Below are 19,379 nucleotides of genomic sequence, written 5' to 3'. Positions count from 1 at the left end.
CCTGATTGCAAACCCGACATCCTGCAGGGGGCGCGCGGGTTGAAGGCTTTTGCCGCCTGGAACGCCGTAGCCCGAGTATTTGGCGTTCGGCGGTGGCGAACCTGATTTTTATCAACTAACCAGCAGCTATGGTTAACAGTTAATTAATCAATGTTGATACAGCTCAACGATCCTCCAGCGCTCAAGCGTAGAAATACACTTGCCGCAGGACCCGATGCCTGTCCAGGTCCACTGCCCCCCTTATCGCTGGAGATTTGCCATGCTGGCAGTCACGCTGATCAATACGCTGGTGGTCATCATCGTCGTAGTGATCCACTACGAATGTCTGTTACGCATGAATGACTGGCTGCCACGGCTCAAACTGTGGAGCCGCTTCAGAATCGTGGTTGGGGTATTCGGCGCCCTCCTGGCCCACGCGCTAGAGGTCTGGTGCTTCGCCCTGGTTTATTACCTGATGGTGCATTCCGGAAAATGGGGCAGCCTGACAGGCAATTTCGACGGTTCGCTGATGGACTGCGTGTACTTCTCCTTTACCACGTACACAACGATCGGCTTCGGCGATATTTCGCCTGTCGGCAACCTCAAGTACCTGACCGGTCTGCAAGCCCTGACCGGCCTGGTGCTCATCACATGGACCGCATCTTTCCTGTTCCTGGAAATGCAGAAATACTGGAAGCGCAAATAAGCACTAGACCGCCAGGACGCAGCAGGGCACCTGATACAGAATATGCTCGGTGGTGCTGCCAAGAAGCTTGTCGATGCCATGGGACTGGACCCGGCCCATCACGATCACATCCACATTTTGCTCATTGGCAAACTCACTCAATACCGTGACCGGATGTCCCTCAATGAAGTGTCGACGATCGGCAGGCACTGCGAACTGGTCGGCCAGCCTGGCGAACGACTTTTCCAGGTCGCTGTGAAGCGCTCTGGTCAGGTCAGCCAGTGGCAGGTCGCCCATGTGCGCAAGATAGGCGACCGAGATATCGCAGGCGTATAGCAAATGCAGCTCGGCATTGCACTGCATGGCAAGACTGCAAGCCTGCTTGATGATTCGTTCGTTGAGTTCGTTGTCGGCTGATTCGCTGTCCGATACTTCGACCGCTGCCACAACCTTGCGGGGTAAAACGAAGCCGCGGCCGCCCACCAGGTACACCGGGACCGAACAGTGGCGCAGCAAGTGCCAGTCCAAGGGGGTGAAGAACGCCCGCTTGAGCGCGGATTCGCGCTGAATCTCCTTGATCAACAGATCGGGCTGCATGTCCGTGACGCGATCGATGATGTCTTGCTTGATGTCCTCAGCCCAGGTCACCTCGGTGGTCACCTCGATCACCCTGCCACGCAGATTCTCGGCCTGAGTCTTGAGCCAGTCGCGATGGTCCTGCAAATAGCCTTCCCGCGCCAGTTGCCGATCGCCTTCTTCAAGCAGCGATAACCACTTGAACGAAGGAATCAGCGCGACGATATGCAAGCTCGCGCCGCTGGCCTTGGCCAGGGCTGCAGCATGATTCAGGGCGGGAGAAAGGCGCAGGACCGGGTTGATGATCAGTAACAGACGTTGATATTGACTCATGATGAACTCCAGTTACGTGAACTGCCTGACCGCCAGTATGCTCCCTGGCACTGAATACAGCGCCCGCTCCGTGTTACTGCCGATCAGTCGGTCGATGCCCATACGGTGCACAGTGCCCATCACCACCACATCGGCCAGATATTCCTCGACGAATGCACTGATCACCGGCACCGGGAGCCCCATGATGAAATGGCGTCGTTCAGGCGGTACGCCGTAACGCTCCGCCAGCGTGATGAACGCCTGGTGCAAGGATTGACGCAACTCCTCGATGAAGTCCACGCCCCAACCGCCCCCGGCCAGCGGTGCATCGCTGTTGAAGGCGGGCGATAAATCATAGGCGTACAGCAGGTGTAATGGCGCGTCGCATTGCAAGGCCAGGGCGTTGGCGGTCTGGATGATGGTGTCGTTCAAGCCGCTGATTTGCGTTGCCGGATCGAACGGGTCCACGGCCGCCACGATCCGATGCGGCAAGCTGTAGGGGGCGCGGTTGACCAGATGCACCGGGACCGGGCATTCACGCAACAAGTGGCAATCTAACGGGGTAATGAACACTCGCTTGAGCACAGGTTCCAGGTTGCTGTCCTTGATCAACAGGTCAGGCTTCAAGTCTTCGACCGTTTTCAGGATGTCCAGCAGCGGATGGGTGGTGAAGACCACCTTGACCGTCACTTCCAGGCCCAGCTCGCTGAGTCGATCGAGCTCTTCGGCCTCCCAGCGACGGTAGCGACGCAAATAGCGCTGATGCTCCGTGTCGTCGATTTTTTCCTGCCATAAATGAACCACCGGTGCCGGTTCGACAAAGGCGCGTACATCCAGTACCGCCCCGGCAGCCTTGGCCAAGGCGACGGCACGCAACTGGGCAGGAGACTGATGCAGGGTTTGGTCAGCGATCAGCAGAAAACGTTGATATTGCCCCATCACACACCTCCGGTCGGCCCCGGCTATCGAGTGCCGGCATGTTTGAAGTCTGCGCTCCATCGCCTCGCGCAGTTTGACTTACATCAAGCTCACGCGAACCAATGCCGCCAACACAGCAATCTGATCCAGATCAGGTTCAAGCGTTGGCAATGGCGTACAAAGAAATCCAACGCGGTTCTTTTGCTGCGCTCCAATTCCCATTCGCACAAGAGGAACACTCCATGCTTACCGTCAAAGACCACAATGATCGGGCTGCGGCCGCCTATGCTGCAGTCGACGGCCAATACTGGATCGAAGCGCTCAGGGATGGTCGCCACGTTTTGATCCGGCCACTGGCGCAGAAGGATCGCGACCGTGAATACGCCTTCATCAAACGACTGTCTCCCGAGTCCCGTCATATGCGTTTTCTTGCGCAGATCAACGAACCCGGCGCTGCGATGCTCGATCAGTTGATGGACACGGACAATCATCGCCGCCTGGCCTATATCGCCCTGGTCCATGACAACGGCAAACTGGTCGAGATCGGCATCAGCCGCTACGCGGCCACTGGCGAGCATGAGTGCGAATGTGCAGTCACGGTCGCCGATGAATGGACGCACCTGGGCCTGGGCAAAATACTGATGGACCACCTGATCAAGGCAGCCCGTAAAAACGGCTTTCGCCAGATGTATTCGGTGGACGCCGCAAGCAATACTCCCATGCGCGACCTGGCCAGGGCGCTGGGTTTCGAGACCCATAACGATCCGGACGACAGCCATCAGGTCATCCATCGCCTTAACCTGTAATGAAAGCGCCCCGCAATGTGCCTGCCAACGGACCATTGCGGGGCCTGAAAGCCCTCAGGATTGCAGCATCCTTCCTGGCTTGATCGCCAGCACACTGCACGGCGCCCGATGCAGGAGTTGCTCGGCCGTGGTTCCCAGTAATTTGCTCAAGCCCTTGTGCTGCACCGTGCCCATGACAATGACATCGGTACGGTGCTCGCTGACGAATTCACAGATACTCGGCACGGGCGCGCCCTCGATGAAGTGACGATGCTCTGGTGGCACGCCATGGCGTTCAGCGATGGCGGCAAATGCCTCATGCTGAGCCGATCCCAGCATTTCATAGATCCCGGTGGCCAACGGCAATGCGGCAAAGCCCATGTCCTGGACGTAAACAGACGTCCAGTCATAAACGTGCAGCAGCTCAAGGCCGGCATCACAGACGGCGGCCAGTTTCGTCGCGGCGTCGATGATCTGGTCGTTGAACACACGGTCTTGATCCTCATCGCGCAACAGATCGATGATGGCCAGAACGTTGCGTGGCCGGGCATTCAGCGGCGTCGTCACCAGGTGCACCGGCACAGGGCAATCGCGCAGCAACTGCCAATCCAGCGGGGTGAAAAAAACCCGTTTGAACGCCGGTTCTTCCTGGGCGTCCTTGATGATCAGCGTCAGCGGCATCTCATTGATGAAGTTCAGGACCTCCTCAAAAGGATGCTGTACCCACACCACCTCGCTGGTGACTTCCACGCCATGTTTGCTCATCAACTCGGCCTGGTCGGCGAGCCATTGCCGATGGGTTTGCAGATAGCCGTCCCGCGCCAGGTTGAATTGTTGCGCAGCGAACAGGCCGGCCACCGCCAGGGCTTGGGAGTAGTCGAACGCCACGATGTGCAATGGCAATTGCATCGCCAGCGCTAACGCCGCGGCACGGTCGAATGCCGGAGTGCGGGTCATGGCTGAGGGAGCGATCAAGAGTAAACGTTGAGTCTGCGACATGGAGCACCTCGGCACGCGGCCATTTCAGTTCAGTGGTAAAACCAGGGTTCGTGATTTGATTGCCATCTGCTTGACCTGCTCGACCTTGCGCCCCGCTCAGCCCCGCAGCGTTACTCCACGCGGTCGGCCCACATCCCTTTGCCATTTGTGTGGGCAGCTGGACGCGCTGGCATCTGTCTTGATTCGCCGGCCGGGCCAGGACTGCTTGGCCAGACATGAGGCGCTTCGATACGTGCCTTGAGTTGGCCAACAAAAGCCTGGGCTTCTCCCAGACTGTTGAAGTTCACTTCCAGGGCGTCCATGCACACGACCCAGCAGCGGGCTGTCGGTTTCTCCGTGATATCAATGAACATGGATACCTCCTTTGACTTCGCGAATCATCGGCCAGCGTTAGTCGACGTCTGCACAAGCCCTGAGACTGCGCCGGGGAGCCGGGGGAAAGGTTGATAATGGTCAATAATTTCCTCCACTGGACGAAGACCGGGCCACCGCGCGTCGGGCCGGCCCCTCCTTTGCCCTCGATTTGACAAAGATCAAACCCGACACCCGAAACAGCGGCAGGCTAAGTGCAAGACATCAGCCGCTGCCATCGGGGCAAGCGATCATCTGCCGGAGATTTGTCATGTCTGATCAATCACGTTTCATGCTGGTCGTCTCGCCGTTGATGGAAAACAGCCCCGCCTTCGATCGGGCCGCGGCGTTGGCCAAGGCTTCGGGCGCTGCCCTGCACATCGTGGCGTTCGATTATCTTGAAGGGCTGGCGACTGCCGGAATGGTCAACGAACAGGCGCGGGAGCAGATGCGGCTGGGTTATGTCGAGCGTCACCGCCAGTGGCTCGAAGATCAGGCCCGCCCCTTGCGCAAGATCGGTGTGCACGTCACCACGGAAGTGGTTTGGGTGGAGAGGCCCTTGCAGGAGATCCTCATTCATCTCAAGGAACAACCGATGGCCGCATTGATCAAGGCGCTGGAGCACGAATCGCTGCTGTCACGCCTGATGTTTACGCCCCTGGATATCCACTTGCTGCGAGAATGCCCGGTGCCGCTGCATTTTGTCAGCCATTTGCACAACGTCTTGCCGCGCAAGATCGTCGCCGCCGTCGACCCGTTTCATTCCGATGACCAATACGAAGGCTTCAACGACAGGATTCTGCGCGAGGCCTGTAAACTGGCGAGCACCTGTAATGCCCAACTGGACGTGATCTACGCGCATGACCTTTCAAGCATCAGCGCGGACGAGTTCGGTTTCAGTAATGGCTCGGCATTTTTCTCTTCGGGAAAAGCCAAGAGCTTGTTCGACGCGCAGGCTGATGCGTTTCGCGACCTTGCCGAGCGCAACGGTATCCCCCCGGAGCACCAGCATATGATCATGGGCAATCCGGTGAGGGTGCTCTGCGACTATGCCCGGGCCTATGACACCGATGTGATTGTCATGGGGCGCATCGGCCACCGTGGCATGGAGCGGTTGGTTGGCAGTACGGTGGAACATCTGCTGTACAAGTTACCCTGCAGCGTGTGGGTGGTTTCGCCAGAAAAAATCTGACGATGGATCAGGCGCATGGTAATGGTTGCGGCAGAATGAGGAATAATGGATGCCCAACCAAAAAGGCAGAACCGCCGATTGAACATCGATACCCGAATCAAATTCCGTCATCTGCTGTGTTTTCTCGAAGTGTCGCGCCAGGGTAGCCTGGCGCGTGCTGCCGACAAGTTGGCAATCAGCCAGCCGGCGCTATCGAAAACCCTCAAGGAGCTGGAAACCCTGTTGGAGGCCACGCTGTTTGAACGGGGTAAAAAAGGTTCGACGCTGACCGAGGCCGGCGTGGCCTTCCTGCGCTACGCAGGGCCGAGCGTGCAATCGTTGCGCGACGGGGTCAACAGTTTGCGCTCCGGGGTACATGAGCCCATCAGCGTACAACTCGGCGTGTTGTCCACCGTCGAAAGCCTGTTGGTGCCTGAAGTTGTCTGCCGTCTACACGACCGACACCCGGCATTGGTGGTCAGTGTCGTGACCGGCCCAAGCGCCTACTTGCTGTCCCGACTACGCGTCGCTGAGCTGGACCTGGTGGTTGGCAGGATGACCGATAGCCCGCTGATTCTCGGGCTGGCGTTCGAACACCTCTACAGCGAATCCATGACCCTGGTGGTCCGTAGCGGCCATCCGGTACTCGCCGATACGCAGGGGCACAAACACCTCGAGGACTATCCGCTGGTATTACCATCGGCCGGAACGACGATACGCAAATTCGCCGACAGCCTGTTTGTGCAGCACGCAATAACGCCATCGCGTCAACGCCTGGAAACCCTGTCGGTCGCCCTGAGTCGACGCTACGTACAAAGCAGCCTGGCCATCTGGGTCGCACCTTTGGACGCGGTCAGGCAGGACTTGAGGCAAGGCGAGCTGGTGGAGCTGGATCTGGGAATGCGTGAGCCTGGCGGCTCCGTGGGGCTCTGCACAAATCCTGCATTGCCGCTGACGCCAGCGGCGCAGTGGTGCGTGGAAGCGTTGCGCGAGGTTGGGCAGGAATATCGTGAGGGCAAGTATCCATAACCATCTGGATATGGATGAAGTCGTTTTTTTCAATTTTGCGAGGGGTCGTACAAGGGGAAACTGACGTCGCTGCCAACGCAGTACCTGCCTCTGTCCACCCATAACAATAGGAAAAACGACATGTCTGATGCGCACGACAGCCGCTTCGTCATTCGTGACCGTAATTGGCATCCCAAAGCCCTGACGCCTGACTACAAGACTTCGATCCTGCGCTCCCCGCGCCAGGCACTGGTGAGCATCCCCCAATCCGTATCCGAAACCAGCGGCCCGGATTTTTCCCATCTGCAGATGGGGCGGCACGATAACGATCTGCTGTTGAATTTCAATCATGGCGGCCTGCCCATCGGCGAACGCATTATCGTCGCGGGCCGGGTGTGCGATCAGTACGGCAAGCCGATTCCTCATACCCTGGTGGAGATGTGGCAGGCCAACGCCGGTGGCCGTTACCGGCATAAGAAAGACAGTTACCTGGCACCCCTTGACCCGAATTTCGGCGGCGTAGGCCGCGCGTTGACCGACCGCGATGGCAACTACAGCTTCCGCACCGTCAAACCCGGCCCCTACCCATGGCGCAACGGCCCCAACGATTGGCGACCAGCCCATATCCACGTTTCCATCAGTGGCCCGTCCATTGCCACGCGCTTGATTACCCAGCTGTATTTCGAAGGTGATCCGCTCATCCCCATGTGCCCGATCGTCAAGTCGATCGCCAATCAGGAAGCAGTGCAGAGCCTGATCGCCAGGCTTGACATGAGCATGGCCAATCCCATGGATTGCCTGGCTTATCGCTTTGATATCGTCCTGCGCGGCCAGCGCAAGACCCATTTCGAAAACTGCTGAGGAGGCCTGCGTATGCCCGTTCAACTTCTGCCTGAAACCCCGTCGCAAACAGCGGGCCCCTATGTCCATATCGGCCTGGCACTGGAAGCGGCCGGCAACGCGCCGCGTGAGCAGGAAATCTGGAATGAAATGGCCAAACCGGGCGCACCGGGTGAGCACATCTTATTGCTGGGCCACGTGTATGACGGCAACGGCCACTTGATTCGCGACGCGTTCCTGGAGTGCTGGCAGGCCAATCACGAAGGCGTCTACGACAGCGGTTTCGACCTGGAAAAACCCTTCAACTGTTTTGGCCGCACGGCGACGACCGATGTCGGTGAATGGACGGTCAAGACCGTGAAGCCTGGCGTGGTGAAAAACGCCGCGGGCGTTCCCATGGCCCCACATATCAATGTGGCCCTGTTCGCCCGGGGCATCAACATACACCTGCAGACGCGGGTGTATTTCGACGACGAATCACAGGCAAATGCGGCAGACCCCGTACTGAACCTGATCGAACAACCCCATCGCCGCGAATCGCTGATTGCCACCCGCTGCACGATTGACGGCAAGCTGGCCTACCGCTTCGATATTCATGTCCAAGGTGAATCGGAAACCGTGTTCTTCGACTTCTGACTCACAAATTGCTCAGACAGACGGCCCCGTGCAGCAGCTGTCGGCAGGCGTTCAAGCGCCTACAATCGGCGGGTGCAGCCTCACCTGCGGAGAGTCATCATGCGCACGGTTCACGTCCTGCAAGCCCCGCCGGCACCGGTCAATGTCGTTGGCGAAACGATCACTGTCCTGGCCGGCGGCGATCTGAGCAAACCCTTTGAAATGCATATCCAGGAAGGCGTGCAAGGCGGCGGTCCACCCCCGCACTTTCACCCGTGGGACGAGGCGTTCTACGTGGTGGAGGGTCAGGTCGAGGTCACCGTCGAAGGCACGTCCAACATCGTCTCGGCAGGGGGATATGTGCACATTCCTGCCGGGTCGATCCATGCCTACAGGAACCTCAGTCCCACGGCAAAGATGATCGGTGTGGTGTCCGATCCCCGGGGCGGGCAGTTTTTCACGGCGATGGATCAGTTCAAGGTACCCGAGGATCTGCCGCGGATATTCGAGGTGGCCGAGCGCTTTGGCGTGACGTTCCTGGTGCCGAAACCGCCGGACGCCTGATCGCCTCACCCTGCGGCAGCTCCTGACAAGGGTATGTGTTGCGTCAGGCGGTGCCGTGGGCCTGCTGTTCCAGGTGCACCTGCAGATCCGGCTCGATGCCCAGCGCCGCGGCCAGTTCGTCCAGATAACTGCGCTCAGCATCCTGTTGATCATCCACCAGCATCACGCTGGCCAGGTACATCTCGGCGGCCATGCCGGGATCGGTTGCCGACTGTGCCACTTCGGCAGGGTCAAGCGGTTTGGCGACTTCCTCATCAAGCCACTGCTGCAACTGCGGATCGTCGGTGTGACGGCCGATTTCGGTGCTGATCATCTGCTTCTCGGTGTCATCGATCCGGCCATCGGCCTTGGCTGCCGCTATCAATGCACGCAGGATGGCATGGCTGTGCTCCTCGACTTCCGGCCCGGCCAGCATGTCCACCGTACGCATCGCCGTTTGCGGCGCCTGCTGTTGCTGCGCGGCCTGGCTGCGTTGCCAGGCTTGATAAGCCTGGAATGCCATCATCCCCAGCGAGGCCAGCGCTGCATAGTTTGTACCACCCCCGGAGCGTGACTGTGGCGCTCCGCCCATCGGCGAACCTGCGCCCAGCAAGCCACCGAGCAAGCCGCCCAAGCCGCCCATGCTTCCCGCCCCGGCGTTGCTGGCGCCGCCGCCCAACAACCCGCCGAGCAGTCCGCCCAGATCACCCAAGCCACCTTGAGCCGACGCTCCACCGCCGCGCTGTTGCGCCATCGAGCCCTGGCCGGCCCGCAGTAATTGTTCGAGCAGATCGCTGGTGTTCATGACGCCGTCCTCATCGATGGGAGTGATCCAGTCAGACAACGATAGTCCTCGCCGGTAAATGTGCTACCACCGTCTGGCTGACGCATCGCTCATTTACCCCGGCGTATTTTTTTCTGGTGCAGCTAAGATTCATAGGCGGTGAACCTTATTCCCGGATACCCGGTCGATACCTGCAACCCTACCCGGTTTGCCGCCGCCCGCCAGATGAGGGCGATGACTGGCTTGCTGCACTTTCTGGAGAGCGCCCCCGTGATATCGACCCTACACATCGCCAGGCTCAAAGCCTGGGGTGCCCATGGTTTCACCGCCACCGGCGTGGTCACTGCCTTCCTCGCGACACTTGCCCTGCTCGATAACCAGCCGACCAGTTGCCTGCTGTGGCTGGGCGTCGCCCTGATCGTCGATGGCCTGGACGGCGCACTGGCGCGCAAGGTCAATGTACAGACGGTGCTGCCGAGTTTCGACGGTTCGATTCTCGACCTGGTGATCGACTACCTGACCTATGTGTTCATCCCGGCACTGTTCATCTATCGCTACATCCCGCTGCCGGACTACACGTTGCTGTTGACCGTGTCGCTGATTCTGGTGTCGTCGCTGTTCTGCTTCTGCAACGTCAACATGAAAAGCAAGGACAACTATTTCCAGGGCTTCCCCGCCGCGTGGAACGTAGTTGCCTTGTGTCTGTACATCATCGCGCCGTCGCCCTGGATCACCTTCCTGACAGTGATCGGCCTGGCGTTGTTGACGCTGACCCGGATGAAATTCCTGCATCCGTTCCGGGTGCGCCGCTTCATGCCGATCAACATTGCCGTCACCGCCATCTGGCTGCTGTGCAGTCTGTCGCTGGTGATCAACCACCCGCTGATCAACCCTCTGGTCATGGGGCTTTGGTTGCTGATGTCGGCATACTTCCTGGGCATCTGCTTCTGGCGTACGGCGCTGGAGTGGCTCGACGAATCGCGGCTCAAATAACGCCATGCCTATCCATATCGTACGGCTTGGCACCCCGCGTACACCCGACGAAGGGCTGCGCCTGGGCACTGTACGCCGGCCACCCCGTGGCGTGCCGAAGACCGAGTTTGCCAGCCGGGATTTCTACGACGTGTGGCAGCCGCTGCTTTCGCCCAGCCAGGAGCTGGTCCGCGAAGCCCAATCCGCTGAGGACGACAAGGCCTGGAATGCGTTCAGGCGCAAGTTCAAGGCCGAAATGAACCACCCTGCCGCCAGCCAGTTGCTCGATCTGCTGGCCGCCCTTTCTCATCACACTTCCCTGGCCCTGGGCTGTTATTGCGAGGAGGAAGTGCATTGTCATCGCTCGGTGTTGCGCGAGTTGCTTGAGGCGCGGGGGGCGCAGGTTGTCTAGTTAACCCGGCTACAGCCGGTCAACTGTAGGAGCTAACTTGGCAGCGATGAAGTCACGACAGCCGATGATCGTCTGACAGGCCTACATCGATTCCTGCGGTAACGGCCCTCTACGGTTTCGCGGCGCTTGCAGGAGCCAGGCTTGCCGGCTCCTGCGGTTTGAGTGGGTGAGTGGCTCTCACCGCCTCGTGATCACCACCTCCAGGTACTCACTGGGCACCACCATCGACTTGTCGCCCGCCCGGTTCAGGCGGTTGAGCAATTCGGTCAGGTCGTCTTCCAGGGCCTTGGCGCCTTCGGGAGGAAGTGCCGCGAAGGCCTTGTGGATCGGACCGTACCAGCTGCGGAAGGTGTCGATGAAGTGCTCGGCCGAGCGATAGCGGAAGTTGAAGGTCCGGCGAGTGACCTGCAACAGGAAGTCACGCTCGTCGAAGTGCTTGTGCAGCCAGTCTTCAGTGCCCCACTGCGACGGCGGTTGCGCGCCGGGCGGAGGTGGCATGTGCCGCCCCAGGGTCTTGAATATCTGGCCGACGAAACCTTCCGGCGTCCAGTTGGCCAGGCCGATCCGTCCACCGGGGCGACATACCCGCGCCAGCTCGGCGGCGGCCTTGGCCTGGTCGGGGGCAAACATCACGCCGAAGGTTGAAAGCACGGCGTCGAAACTGTCATCGGCGAAAGGCAACGCTTCGGCGTCGGCCACCTGGAAGGTCACGTTCAGGCGTTCGGCTCGGGCGCGATCCTCGCCACGTTCGAGCAATGCGGCGACGTAGTCGGTGGACACCACCTGGCAGCCGCGACGCGCCGCGGCCAGTGTTGCATTACCGTTGCCGGCGGCGACGTCCAGCACCCGCTCATCGCATAACAGGTCGCAGGCCTCGGCCAGTTGCTCGCCGACGATCTGCAAGGTGGTGCCGATCACGGCGTAGTCGCCACTGGCCCAGGCGGCCATTTGGCGGGTTTTCAGCGCAGCAAGATCAATGGGTGTGCTCATGGAGGCAATCTCTGGTTTGGAACAGGTCGGACGCACGCTCACTCAGCCGTGGTGGGATCGATGATGTTCATGACCTGGGAAATGCGATTGGCCGGGAAACCGCCCTGCCTGGCATGCTCCCTGATGAGTTCCTCGTTTGGCGCGATGTACACGCAATACAGTTTGTCGCCTGTGACATAACTTTGAAGCCATTGCACGTCTGGCAACTCGCGCAACACCTTGGAGGACTTTTGCGAGACGGCTTTCAAATCCCTTTCTGACAGTGCTCCGGCGCCTGGAATCTCGCGTTCAATAATGAACTTGGGCATGGCAACCTCACTTTATTCTTCTTGATGACAGGACCGGCAGTGGCCCTGTGTACGCACTATCGCTCCGGCGCCCAGCGGCGTCCTGTCCGATCGTCGGCCGACACTGCCCGATCGTCCGGAGAATTCACCTTATGCCGTGACGCGTTCACAATCAGAAACCTCCGTACGGAAAAACGCCCATGGACGCCCTGTCTCAGACCCTGCGCGTCGTCCGCCTGGTCGGCGCGATTTTCATCAACGCCAGGTTCACGGCACCCTGGTGCTACCAGTCGCCACGCGCCGACACGGCAGCCCCGTTCCTGGAGCCCGGAGCCGAGCGGGTGGTGATCTTTCACCTGATCACCGAGGGCGAATGCTACGTCGAACTGGGCGATGATCCGCCGCTGCTGCTCAACCCCGGCGACGTAGTGATCTTCCCCCAGGGACACGCCCATCGCATGAGTTCCCGACCCGGCTTGACGCCCGCCAGCGGAGCGCGGCTTGACGAGGTGCTGGCGCGGCGCCCGCGGCAGCTGAGTCATGGCGGTGGTGGCGCGGTGACGCGCCTGGTGTGTGGCTACCTGGCCTGCGACACGCGGTTGGCCGGCATGCTGCTGGCCGGACTGCCGCCCGTGGTCAGGGTCAATGTGCGCGGTTCGAACGCTGGTATCTGGCTGGAATCTTCGGTTCGCTATGCCTTGGCCGAAGCGCGCTCGCCAAGGCCTGGCGGCGAAGGCGTGCTGGCGAAACTGGCTGAGGTGCTGTTCATCGAAGTGCTGCGCCTGTACATGCACGAACACGGCAAGGGCCGTACCGGTTGGCTGGCCGGCGTCAGCGACCGGATCGTCGGCGCAGCCCTCAACGCCTTGCACAAGAAACCCTGCCACGCCTGGACGCTGGACGAACTGGCGCGCACTGCTGGCACCTCGAGATCGGTCCTGGCAGAGCGCTTTGCGCAATTGGTGGGGGTTTCGCCGATGCAGTACCTGACGCAATGGCGCATGTTGCTGGCGGCCAACCTGTTACGCAGCAGTAACAGTTCGTTGATGCGCATCGCCGAAGAGGTGGGTTACCAGACCGACACGGCATTCAGTCGAGCCTTCCGCCGTGAGTATGGCGCGCCGCCAGCGGCTTGGCGGCGCAGTCAGGGTAATCGGTCAATGGCCCACGGTGAGGTTAGCCATTGATACGCCAAAAGATCGCAGCCCGGCAGGAGCTGCCGCAGGCTGCGATCGTTTGATCTCAAGCCGCTGGCACAGCGGCTTTCGCTTCTTCCAGCAACTGCTGGATCACCTTCTCCTGAGTCTCATAACTGCCCTCGCCAAAGTGGGTATAACGCACCTGCCCCTTGGCATCGATCAGGTAGTGAGCCGGCCAGTACTGGTTGTCGAAGTTGCGCCAGATCGCGTAGTTGTTGTCGATCGCTACCGGGTAGGTGATGCCATATTCCTTCACCTTGTCCCTGACGTTGTCGATGATGCGTTCAAACCCGTACTCCGGGGTGTGCACGCCGATCACCACCAGGCCATCCTTCTCGTACTTCTTCGCCCAGTCCTTGACGTACGGCAGGGTGCGCTTGCAGTTGATGCAGTCGAAGGTCCAGAAGTCCACCAGCACCACTTTGCCTTTGAGCGATTCGTTGGTCAGCGCCGGCGAGTTGATCCACTCCACCGCACCGGTCAGTGACGGCATGGGGCCCTGGGCGTTGTCCATGGACTCGGCCTTGACCTTGCTGACGAAGTAATCGACCACCTTCGGCACGTTTTCCAGCAAGCCTTTTTCGACGCTGCTGACCCCTTCGGACGAAGTATTGGCCAGCAGCACATCGTTTGCGCCGGTGGAAATCACCGCCGCACCCGCCAACACCGCCACACCGGCACCCCGACGCAGCCAGCCGGTGACCGGGATCGACGGTTTCAGGCGATTGACCAGGCCACGACCGGCGAAGATCAGGGTGCCGAGGGACAATGCGCTACCCAGGCCGTAGGCCACCAGCAACAGGCTGGTCCCGGCGTTCGCACCTTGCAGCATGGCGCTGGTGAGAATCACCCCGAGGATCGGCCCGGCGCACGGCGCCCAGAGCAGGCCGGTAGCCACGCCGATCATCACTGAACTCAGCGGGCCGGACATTTTACGGCTGTTGGGGTCGATGCGATTACCCAGCGCAACGAATGGACGCGCCAACCAATCACCGACCCGTGCGGAGATCAGTGACAGGGCGAACAGTACCATCACGATCAAGGCCACATGGCGCCCGGTGTTGCTCGCTTCGATTACCCATTCACTGCTGACCACGGCCAGGCTGGAGATCAGGGCAAACGTCAGGACCATGCCGCCGAGGGTCAGCATGATCGACGAACGCGTGCGGTCGGCACCGGCGAACAGGAAGGGTACGACCGGGAGGATACAGGGACTGAGGACGGTCAATATGCCGCCCAGGAAAGCGATGAGTAACATGGGGATCACCTTGTAGAATTTTGGGTGGCATGGACCGCCCACTGTAGGAGCTGGCTTGCCAGCGAAAGCGCTCTGACGGTCAAGCCCGGGGTGAATGGGCTGCCGCCTTCGCTGGCAAGCCAGCTCCTACAGGGAGATTGGTGGTGGTCGGGCTTCAGGCGGTCTGGCTATCCAGCGCCTGGCCCTGGGGGGTGCGGTTGTAACCGTCCTCGGCGAGCAAGGCATCACCGCCCTGCTCGGCCACCGGCGTCAGCTGGAAGCAGGTGCTGCTGCCACAAGCACTCTGTTCTACCGCGGCGTTGGCATGGGCCGCGGCCCCGGCAACGGAGAAAGCAAAGGCAGTCAAAAAGCGGGTAATGTTGTTCATGATGTTCTTCCTGGCTTGAGTGGAATGCGCTAAGTACCGGACTCAATTGTCCGAATTACAGTTGTCAGCCAATTTGCGGTAGTCCAGGACCTGGGTCTTGCTCTGGGAATCCAGGTAGGTCAGCTGCGCATTCACCACGCCGCAGGAAGGCGAGGCATCCTGTTTCTGCGACACCACTTTCTTGATATCCAGGTGCGTGCCGTAGCTGTAGCTCACAGGCGTAACATGCGCTTCGGCGCGGGCCGACAAGGTGCAGATGTTCAGGGCGGCAAACAGGCAAGCGGCGTAGATGGCTTTGGTGTTCATGGTGGTTTCCTCAAGGTTCGACAGGTAGATCGTGTGTTGGGTAGAGGCGGTCTGGTTTGCCTCGATGGAACCTATTAGAAGCTTGCGAGGTATCCCGCATGTGTCGGGAACAGGCGCGGGTAAATCGCCAAGTATCTGGAACGGGTCGGGATACAGAGGGATACAAAACCCCGGCAATTGCCTGTTTTTGCGTCGGTGTGTATCCGCCAACAGCCCAGATACACTGCAATACAAAGGGCGAAAGGCGAGCGGGCCAAGGCTCGATAGACTGTGCGACATCCCCCCACTTGAAGAGGCAAGTCCCCATGGAGCACGTCGATCACATTCTCATCGTTGACGATGACCGCGAGATTCGAGAACTGGTGGGCAACTACCTGAAGAAAAACGGCCTGCGCACCACGGTCGTGGCCGACGGCCGGCAGATGCGCAGCTTCCTCGAATCCACGCCGGTGGACCTGATCGTGCTCGATATCATGATGCCCGGCGACGATGGCCTGATGCTCTGCCGCGAGCTGCGCACGGGCAAACACAAGGCCACCCCGGTATTGATGCTCACCGCGCGCAACGATGAAACCGACCGTATCATCGGCCTGGAAATGGGCGCCGATGACTACCTGGTCAAGCCCTTCGCCGCCCGCGAACTGCTGGCACGCATCAACGCCGTGCTGCGCCGCACACGCATGCTGCCGCCGAACCTGGTGGTGACCGAATCCAGCCGCCTGCTGGCCTTCGGTCGCTGGCGCCTGGACACCTCCGCCCGGCACCTGCTCGATGGCGACGGCACCATGGTCGCCCTCAGCGGTGCCGAGTATCGGTTGCTGCGGGTGTTCCTCGATCACCCGCAGCGGGTGCTCAATCGCGACCAGTTGCTCAACCTGACCCAGGGCCGCGACGCCGACCTGTTCGATCGCTCCATCGACCTGCTGGTCAGTCGCCTGCGCCAGCGCCTGCTGGACGATGCCCGCGAACCGGCCTACATCAAGACCGTACGCAGTGAGGGCTATGTGTTCTCCCTGCCGGTGGAAATCGTCGGTGCGCCAGCATGAACCGGTCACTGCGCTGGCCCCGCACCCTGGCGTCAAGACTGTCGCTGATATTCCTGATCGGCCTGATCCTCGCCCAGGCGTTGTCCTTCGGCGCGCAGTACTACGAGCGCTATGAAAGTGCGAAAAACACCATGCTCGGCAACCTGGAAACCGACGTTTCCACCTCCATTGCCATCCTCGACCGCTTGCCCGCCAACGAGCGAGCCAGTTGGCTGCAACAACTGGAGCGGCGCAATTATCGGTATCTGCTCAGTGAGGGTTCGTCGGGCATCCCCATGGGCATGGACATGCCCAACGCGCCCATCGCCATGACCTCGATCAAGAACTCCATCGGCAAGGACTACCCGATGACCTTCACCGATATTCCAGGGCCGGTGAAACACTTCCAGGTCCACCTGAAACTGGCCGACGGCAGTCCGTTGACCATCGACGTTCGGCCTTCGATGGTGCCGCTGTCACCCTGGCTGCCCATGGTGCTGCTCGGGCAACTGGCGCTGATGATTGCCTGCACCTGGTTGGCCGTGCGCATCGCCATACGCCCCCTCACCCGCCTCGCCGAAGCCGTGGACACCCTCGACCCCAACACCCACCCGGTGCTGCTGGACGAAAAAGGCCCGACCGAAGTGGCCCACGCCGCCAAGGCCTTCAACGCCATGCAGGTCCGCATCGCTGCCTACCTGAAAGAACGCATGCAACTGCTGGCGGCGATCTCCCATGACCTGCAAACACCGATCACCCGGATGAAACTGCGCGCCGAGTTCATGGACGACTCGGTGGAGAAAGACAAACTGTGGAACGACCTGGGCGAGATGGAACACTTGGTACGCGAAGGCGTGGCGTACGCCCGCAGTGTCCATGGCGCCACCGAAGAAAGCCGACGCACCGACCTGGATTCGTTCCTCGACAGCCTGGTGTTCGACTATCAGGACATGGGCAAGCACGTGCAACTGAGCGGCAAGAGCACCGCCGTCATCGACACCCGCCCCCACGCCTTGCGGCGAGTGCTGGTGAACCTGACGGACAACGCCCTCAAGTTTGCCGGAGCGGCGGAGTTGCTGGTAGAAAAACAAACCGATGGCAGCGTGTCGGTGAAGATCATGGACCGCGGCCCGGGGATTGCCGAAGCGGAACTGGCCCAGGTCATGCAGCCGTTCTATCGCGTGGAAAATTCGCGCAACCGCAGCACTGGCGGTACCGGGTTGGGTCTGGCGATCGCGCAACAGCTGGCATTGGCGATCGGGGGATCGTTGACGTTGAGCAACCGGGAGGGTGGTGGATTGTGTGCGCAGCTTGTGTTGCGCGGGTGATGATCGTTCCCACGCTCTGCGTGGGAACGATCAGGCGCTCAAGCAACGACCCCTACAACGCCCTCCCCCTGCATCTGCCGCAACAACCCCAGCCCGCTTTCGATAAACGCCACAGACTCGGTCATCCCCGCTTCCGCCGCCAACCCCTGCAGATGTGCACGTCCGGTCTGCCCGGGAAACGTCTCGATGCGTTGCAACAAACGAAACGCCAACGGACTCAACGCAGAAAACTTCACACTGAAATCCAGATCCCGACGCACCAGCAGCAACGTCGGCTCATCCGGTGGTGCATCAGGCTGATACTGCGGCCCGAGCAATTGCACCGGCCAGGCATACGCCAAGGGCCAGGCCAATGGCGAAACTTGCAACGGACGCTCCAGCAACCCATCGGCATCGCCGCCGGACAGCGGCTCGTCCTCGGCTTGTTGCAGGGCCATTTCCACCCATTCGTAGTGCGCCAGCTCGACCATGAACGGCGGCCAGGGTCCATCAACCAAAGCCTCAGGCCCGGATGCCAGGAACTCGACAAACTCCTCGGCGATCTCACCGAATTTCGGGGTGTGGGCGCGGTAGTCGCGCAGAAAGATCCGCACCAGCGCGCGCCAGTGCTCATCGCCGAGAATCTTCACCAGCACCGGAAAGGTGCCGCTGATCAGTGAAGACAGATTGGCGAACACCAAATCGCGGTAAACACGTGCCCGCGCCGGGTCCATTTCGGACGGGGGCGCGCAATGGTCGGGATCGCGCAGGTACAGGCCCATGCTGTTCTGTTGCTCGTGCAGCGAGCGCTTAGCCACGATTTACCTCCTTGGATTGCAATTGGCGAATGGTCTGCAATTCGGCCACCAGTTCGGAAAACGCCGGGAAGTTGAAATCCCGCTCCAGCAAGGTCGGTTGCGCGCCGAACCGGGCATAAGCCTCGGCCAATAACGTCCACACCGCCGGTTTGACCGAGGCGCCATGGGTGTCGATTTTCAAGGTATCGGACTCATCGAAATGCCCGGCGATGTGCATCGCCACCACCCGGCTCGCATCGATCCCGGCCAGAAAGGCAAGCGGATCGAACCCGTGGTTGATCGAGTTGACGTACACGTTGTTGACGTCCAGCAACAGGTCGCAATCGGCTTCGCGCAGCACGGCGTTGGTGAACGTCACTTCGTCCATGTCCTGCTGCGGGGCGGCATAGTAAGAGACGTTTTCCACCGCCAGGCGGCGGCCGAGGATGTCCTGGGCCTGGCGGATGCGCGCGGCGACGTGATGCACCGCTTCTTCGGTAAAGGGCAGCGGCAACAGGTCATACAGGTGACCGTCATCGCTGCAGTAACTCAAGTGTTCGCTGTACAGGGGCACCTGGTGGTGATCGAGGAAAACCCGAACCTCTTGCAGAAATTCGACGTCCAGCGGCGAGGGCCCGCCCAGGGACAAAGACAAGCCGTGACAGGACAACGCAAAGCGCTCGGCCAGGGTGCGCAACGCCGCGCCATGGGCGCCGCCGATGCCGATCCAGTTCTCCGGTGCGACTTCGAGAAAGTCGAAATGGCCGGCCGGGGCGGCCAGCAGGTCCTTGATCAAGCCGCGACGCAGGCCGAGCCCAGCGGTGGCCCTGGTTGATGCGATAGAGGTGTGCATGATGTCGATCCCAAGGGTGGTCAGAACGTCATCACAGTTA

The 19,379-nt window shown here is 60.5% G+C and carries 24 protein-coding genes; 12 read left to right on the top strand and 12 right to left on the bottom strand.

The genetic code is table 11. From position 1 onward, the window contains the following. Positions 1-259: 259 nt before the first annotated feature. Positions 260-685, top strand: coding sequence for a potassium channel family protein (locus BKX96_RS05740; RefSeq protein ID WP_046816323.1), 426 nt, complete (start codon positions 260-262; stop codon positions 683-685). Between the two features lie 3 nt (positions 686-688). On the opposite strand, the gene BKX96_RS05735 is transcribed toward BKX96_RS05740, so the two are convergent. Both BKX96_RS05735 and BKX96_RS05730 read right to left on the bottom strand, forming a co-directional pair. Continuing rightward, positions 689-1,573 carry a universal stress protein gene (locus BKX96_RS05735; protein WP_077182998.1) on the bottom strand — a complete coding sequence of 295 codons (885 nt, stop codon included), beginning with the start codon at positions 1,571-1,573 and terminating at the stop codon, positions 689-691. Between the two features lie 12 nt (positions 1,574-1,585). Beyond that, positions 1,586-2,491, bottom strand: coding sequence for a universal stress protein (locus tag BKX96_RS05730; protein ID WP_046816321.1), 906 nt, complete (start codon positions 2,489-2,491; stop codon positions 1,586-1,588). Between the two features lie 221 nt (positions 2,492-2,712). Between BKX96_RS05730 and BKX96_RS05725 the strand changes: the two genes are divergently transcribed. Next, on the top strand, positions 2,713-3,276 hold the full coding sequence (locus BKX96_RS05725) for a GNAT family N-acetyltransferase (protein ID WP_077183147.1): 564 nt from the start codon (positions 2,713-2,715) through the stop codon (positions 3,274-3,276). 54 nt (positions 3,277-3,330) lie between these two features. Here BKX96_RS05725 and BKX96_RS05720 read toward each other — a convergent pair whose 3' ends face one another. Together BKX96_RS05720 and BKX96_RS05715 are read right to left on the bottom strand one after the other, a co-directional pair. Further along, on the bottom strand, positions 3,331-4,254 hold the full coding sequence (locus BKX96_RS05720; RefSeq protein WP_077182997.1) for a universal stress protein: 924 nt from the start codon (positions 4,252-4,254) through the stop codon (positions 3,331-3,333). A 110-nt stretch (positions 4,255-4,364) separates the two neighbouring features. Beyond that, positions 4,365-4,607: a hypothetical protein gene (locus BKX96_RS05715; RefSeq protein WP_046816319.1), complete on the bottom strand. Its 243-nt coding sequence runs from the start codon at positions 4,605-4,607 to the stop codon at positions 4,365-4,367. A gap of 269 nt (positions 4,608-4,876) precedes the next feature. Here BKX96_RS05715 and BKX96_RS05710 point away from each other — a divergent pair, with 269 nt between their 5' ends. The 5 genes from BKX96_RS05710 to BKX96_RS05690 all read left to right on the top strand — a co-directional run bounded on the left by BKX96_RS05710 (position 4,877) and on the right by BKX96_RS05690 (position 8,803). Continuing rightward, on the top strand, positions 4,877-5,797 hold the full coding sequence (locus tag BKX96_RS05710) for a universal stress protein (RefSeq protein WP_046816318.1): 921 nt from the start codon (positions 4,877-4,879) through the stop codon (positions 5,795-5,797). A gap of 78 nt (positions 5,798-5,875) precedes the next feature. Continuing rightward, positions 5,876-6,805 carry a pca operon transcription factor PcaQ gene (gene pcaQ / locus BKX96_RS05705; RefSeq protein WP_077183146.1) on the top strand — a complete coding sequence of 310 codons (930 nt, stop codon included), beginning with the start codon at positions 5,876-5,878 and terminating at the stop codon, positions 6,803-6,805. Positions 6,806-6,925: 120 nt separating this feature from the next. Beyond that, on the top strand, positions 6,926-7,645 hold the full coding sequence (gene pcaH / locus BKX96_RS05700; RefSeq protein WP_046816317.1) for a protocatechuate 3,4-dioxygenase subunit beta: 720 nt from the start codon (positions 6,926-6,928) through the stop codon (positions 7,643-7,645). A gap of 12 nt (positions 7,646-7,657) precedes the next feature. Then, a complete protein-coding gene (pcaG, locus tag BKX96_RS05695; protein WP_046816316.1) occupies positions 7,658-8,260 on the top strand; it encodes a protocatechuate 3,4-dioxygenase subunit alpha in 603 nt (200 codons plus the stop codon). 99 nt (positions 8,261-8,359) lie between these two features. Next, positions 8,360-8,803, top strand: a complete 444-nt coding sequence (locus BKX96_RS05690; protein WP_077182996.1) for a cupin domain-containing protein — start codon at positions 8,360-8,362, stop codon at positions 8,801-8,803. A gap of 43 nt (positions 8,804-8,846) precedes the next feature. Here BKX96_RS05690 and BKX96_RS05685 read toward each other — a convergent pair whose 3' ends face one another. Continuing rightward, positions 8,847-9,587 carry a tellurite resistance TerB family protein gene (locus tag BKX96_RS05685; RefSeq protein WP_077182995.1) on the bottom strand — a complete coding sequence of 247 codons (741 nt, stop codon included), beginning with the start codon at positions 9,585-9,587 and terminating at the stop codon, positions 8,847-8,849. 249 nt (positions 9,588-9,836) lie between these two features. On the opposite strand from BKX96_RS05685, the gene pcsA reads away from it, so the two are divergent. Further along, entirely contained in the window at positions 9,837-10,559 is a 723-nt protein-coding gene (gene pcsA / locus BKX96_RS05680) for a phosphatidylcholine synthase (protein ID WP_046816348.1), read from the top strand. A 4-nt stretch (positions 10,560-10,563) separates the two neighbouring features. Then, entirely contained in the window at positions 10,564-10,950 is a 387-nt protein-coding gene (locus BKX96_RS05675) for a DUF488 domain-containing protein (RefSeq protein ID WP_077182994.1), read from the top strand. Positions 10,951-11,127: 177 nt separating this feature from the next. Here BKX96_RS05675 and BKX96_RS05670 read toward each other — a convergent pair whose 3' ends face one another. Together BKX96_RS05670 and BKX96_RS05665 are read right to left on the bottom strand one after the other, a co-directional pair. After that, the gene (locus tag BKX96_RS05670) at positions 11,128-11,940 is read right to left on the bottom strand and encodes a class I SAM-dependent methyltransferase (RefSeq protein WP_077182993.1); all 813 of its coding nucleotides are present in this window, start codon (positions 11,938-11,940) and stop codon (positions 11,128-11,130) included. 38 nt (positions 11,941-11,978) lie between these two features. Further along, the gene (locus BKX96_RS05665; RefSeq protein ID WP_046816311.1) at positions 11,979-12,248 is read right to left on the bottom strand and encodes a DUF4242 domain-containing protein; all 270 of its coding nucleotides are present in this window, start codon (positions 12,246-12,248) and stop codon (positions 11,979-11,981) included. Between the two features lie 179 nt (positions 12,249-12,427). Between BKX96_RS05665 and BKX96_RS05660 the strand changes: the two genes are divergently transcribed. Further along, a complete protein-coding gene (locus BKX96_RS05660) occupies positions 12,428-13,414 on the top strand; it encodes an AraC family transcriptional regulator (RefSeq protein ID WP_046816310.1) in 987 nt (328 codons plus the stop codon). Positions 13,415-13,469: 55 nt separating this feature from the next. Here BKX96_RS05660 and BKX96_RS05655 read toward each other — a convergent pair whose 3' ends face one another. The 3 genes from BKX96_RS05655 to BKX96_RS05645 all read right to left on the bottom strand — a co-directional run bounded on the left by BKX96_RS05655 (position 13,470) and on the right by BKX96_RS05645 (position 15,357). Then, entirely contained in the window at positions 13,470-14,684 is a 1,215-nt protein-coding gene (locus tag BKX96_RS05655) for a cytochrome c biogenesis protein DipZ (RefSeq protein ID WP_077182992.1), read from the bottom strand. Between the two features lie 154 nt (positions 14,685-14,838). Then, a complete protein-coding gene (locus BKX96_RS05650; RefSeq protein ID WP_046816308.1) occupies positions 14,839-15,051 on the bottom strand; it encodes a hypothetical protein in 213 nt (70 codons plus the stop codon). 42 nt (positions 15,052-15,093) lie between these two features. Next, positions 15,094-15,357: a DUF2790 domain-containing protein gene (locus BKX96_RS05645; protein ID WP_046816307.1), complete on the bottom strand. Its 264-nt coding sequence runs from the start codon at positions 15,355-15,357 to the stop codon at positions 15,094-15,096. A 305-nt stretch (positions 15,358-15,662) separates the two neighbouring features. Here BKX96_RS05645 and BKX96_RS05640 point away from each other — a divergent pair, with 305 nt between their 5' ends. Together BKX96_RS05640 and BKX96_RS05635 are read left to right on the top strand one after the other, a co-directional pair. Next, positions 15,663-16,403, top strand: a complete 741-nt coding sequence (locus BKX96_RS05640) for a response regulator (RefSeq protein ID WP_046816306.1) — start codon at positions 15,663-15,665, stop codon at positions 16,401-16,403. Further along, positions 16,400-17,710: an ATP-binding protein gene (locus BKX96_RS05635; protein WP_077182991.1), complete on the top strand. Its 1,311-nt coding sequence runs from the start codon at positions 16,400-16,402 to the stop codon at positions 17,708-17,710. Before BKX96_RS05640 ends, BKX96_RS05635 begins: the two co-directional genes overlap by 4 nt. A 38-nt stretch (positions 17,711-17,748) precedes the next feature. On the opposite strand, the gene BKX96_RS05630 is transcribed toward BKX96_RS05635, so the two are convergent. Beyond that, positions 17,749-18,507: an HvfC family RiPP maturation protein gene (locus BKX96_RS05630; RefSeq protein WP_077182990.1), complete on the bottom strand. Its 759-nt coding sequence runs from the start codon at positions 18,505-18,507 to the stop codon at positions 17,749-17,751. After that, positions 18,500-19,339: an HvfB family MNIO-type RiPP peptide maturase gene (locus BKX96_RS05625; RefSeq protein WP_077182989.1), complete on the bottom strand. Its 840-nt coding sequence runs from the start codon at positions 19,337-19,339 to the stop codon at positions 18,500-18,502. The genes BKX96_RS05630 and BKX96_RS05625 overlap by 8 nt, the downstream gene beginning before the upstream one ends. Positions 19,340-19,379 lie beyond the last annotated feature (40 nt).

The sequence above is a fragment of the Pseudomonas putida genome (assembly GCF_001976065.1).
In the GTDB taxonomy this organism is placed as follows: domain Bacteria; phylum Pseudomonadota; class Gammaproteobacteria; order Pseudomonadales; family Pseudomonadaceae; genus Aquipseudomonas; species Aquipseudomonas serbica.
This window is presented reverse-complemented; position numbering and strand designations above follow the sequence as displayed.

What these genes read in the sequence shown, in the direction of transcription:
- BKX96_RS05740 (WP_046816323.1), top strand. Translation starts at nt 260, where the DNA reads ATGCTGGCAGTCACGCTGATCAATACGCTGGTGGTCATCATCGTCGTA.
- BKX96_RS05735 (WP_077182998.1), bottom strand. Translation starts at nt 1,573, where the DNA reads ATGAGTCAATATCAACGTCTGTTACTGATCATCAACCCGGTCCTGCGC.
- BKX96_RS05730 (WP_046816321.1), bottom strand. Translation starts at nt 2,491, where the DNA reads ATGGGGCAATATCAACGTTTTCTGCTGATCGCTGACCAAACCCTGCAT.
- BKX96_RS05725 (WP_077183147.1), top strand. Translation starts at nt 2,713, where the DNA reads ATGCTTACCGTCAAAGACCACAATGATCGGGCTGCGGCCGCCTATGCT.
- BKX96_RS05720 (WP_077182997.1), bottom strand. Translation starts at nt 4,254, where the DNA reads ATGTCGCAGACTCAACGTTTACTCTTGATCGCTCCCTCAGCCATGACC.
- BKX96_RS05715 (WP_046816319.1), bottom strand. Translation starts at nt 4,607, where the DNA reads ATGTTCATTGATATCACGGAGAAACCGACAGCCCGCTGCTGGGTCGTG.
- BKX96_RS05710 (WP_046816318.1), top strand. Translation starts at nt 4,877, where the DNA reads ATGTCTGATCAATCACGTTTCATGCTGGTCGTCTCGCCGTTGATGGAA.
- pcaH (WP_046816317.1), top strand. Translation starts at nt 6,926, where the DNA reads ATGTCTGATGCGCACGACAGCCGCTTCGTCATTCGTGACCGTAATTGG.
- pcaG (WP_046816316.1), top strand. Translation starts at nt 7,658, where the DNA reads ATGCCCGTTCAACTTCTGCCTGAAACCCCGTCGCAAACAGCGGGCCCC.
- BKX96_RS05690 (WP_077182996.1), top strand. Translation starts at nt 8,360, where the DNA reads ATGCGCACGGTTCACGTCCTGCAAGCCCCGCCGGCACCGGTCAATGTC.
- BKX96_RS05685 (WP_077182995.1), bottom strand. Translation starts at nt 9,587, where the DNA reads ATGAACACCAGCGATCTGCTCGAACAATTACTGCGGGCCGGCCAGGGC.
- BKX96_RS05675 (WP_077182994.1), top strand. Translation starts at nt 10,564, where the DNA reads ATGCCTATCCATATCGTACGGCTTGGCACCCCGCGTACACCCGACGAA.
- BKX96_RS05670 (WP_077182993.1), bottom strand. Translation starts at nt 11,940, where the DNA reads ATGAGCACACCCATTGATCTTGCTGCGCTGAAAACCCGCCAAATGGCC.
- BKX96_RS05665 (WP_046816311.1), bottom strand. Translation starts at nt 12,248, where the DNA reads ATGCCCAAGTTCATTATTGAACGCGAGATTCCAGGCGCCGGAGCACTG.
- BKX96_RS05660 (WP_046816310.1), top strand. Translation starts at nt 12,428, where the DNA reads ATGGACGCCCTGTCTCAGACCCTGCGCGTCGTCCGCCTGGTCGGCGCG.
- BKX96_RS05655 (WP_077182992.1), bottom strand. Translation starts at nt 14,684, where the DNA reads ATGTTACTCATCGCTTTCCTGGGCGGCATATTGACCGTCCTCAGTCCC.
- BKX96_RS05650 (WP_046816308.1), bottom strand. Translation starts at nt 15,051, where the DNA reads ATGAACAACATTACCCGCTTTTTGACTGCCTTTGCTTTCTCCGTTGCC.
- BKX96_RS05645 (WP_046816307.1), bottom strand. Translation starts at nt 15,357, where the DNA reads ATGAACACCAAAGCCATCTACGCCGCTTGCCTGTTTGCCGCCCTGAAC.
- BKX96_RS05640 (WP_046816306.1), top strand. Translation starts at nt 15,663, where the DNA reads ATGGAGCACGTCGATCACATTCTCATCGTTGACGATGACCGCGAGATT.
- BKX96_RS05635 (WP_077182991.1), top strand. Translation starts at nt 16,400, where the DNA reads ATGAACCGGTCACTGCGCTGGCCCCGCACCCTGGCGTCAAGACTGTCG.
- BKX96_RS05625 (WP_077182989.1), bottom strand. Translation starts at nt 19,339, where the DNA reads ATGCACACCTCTATCGCATCAACCAGGGCCACCGCTGGGCTCGGCCTG.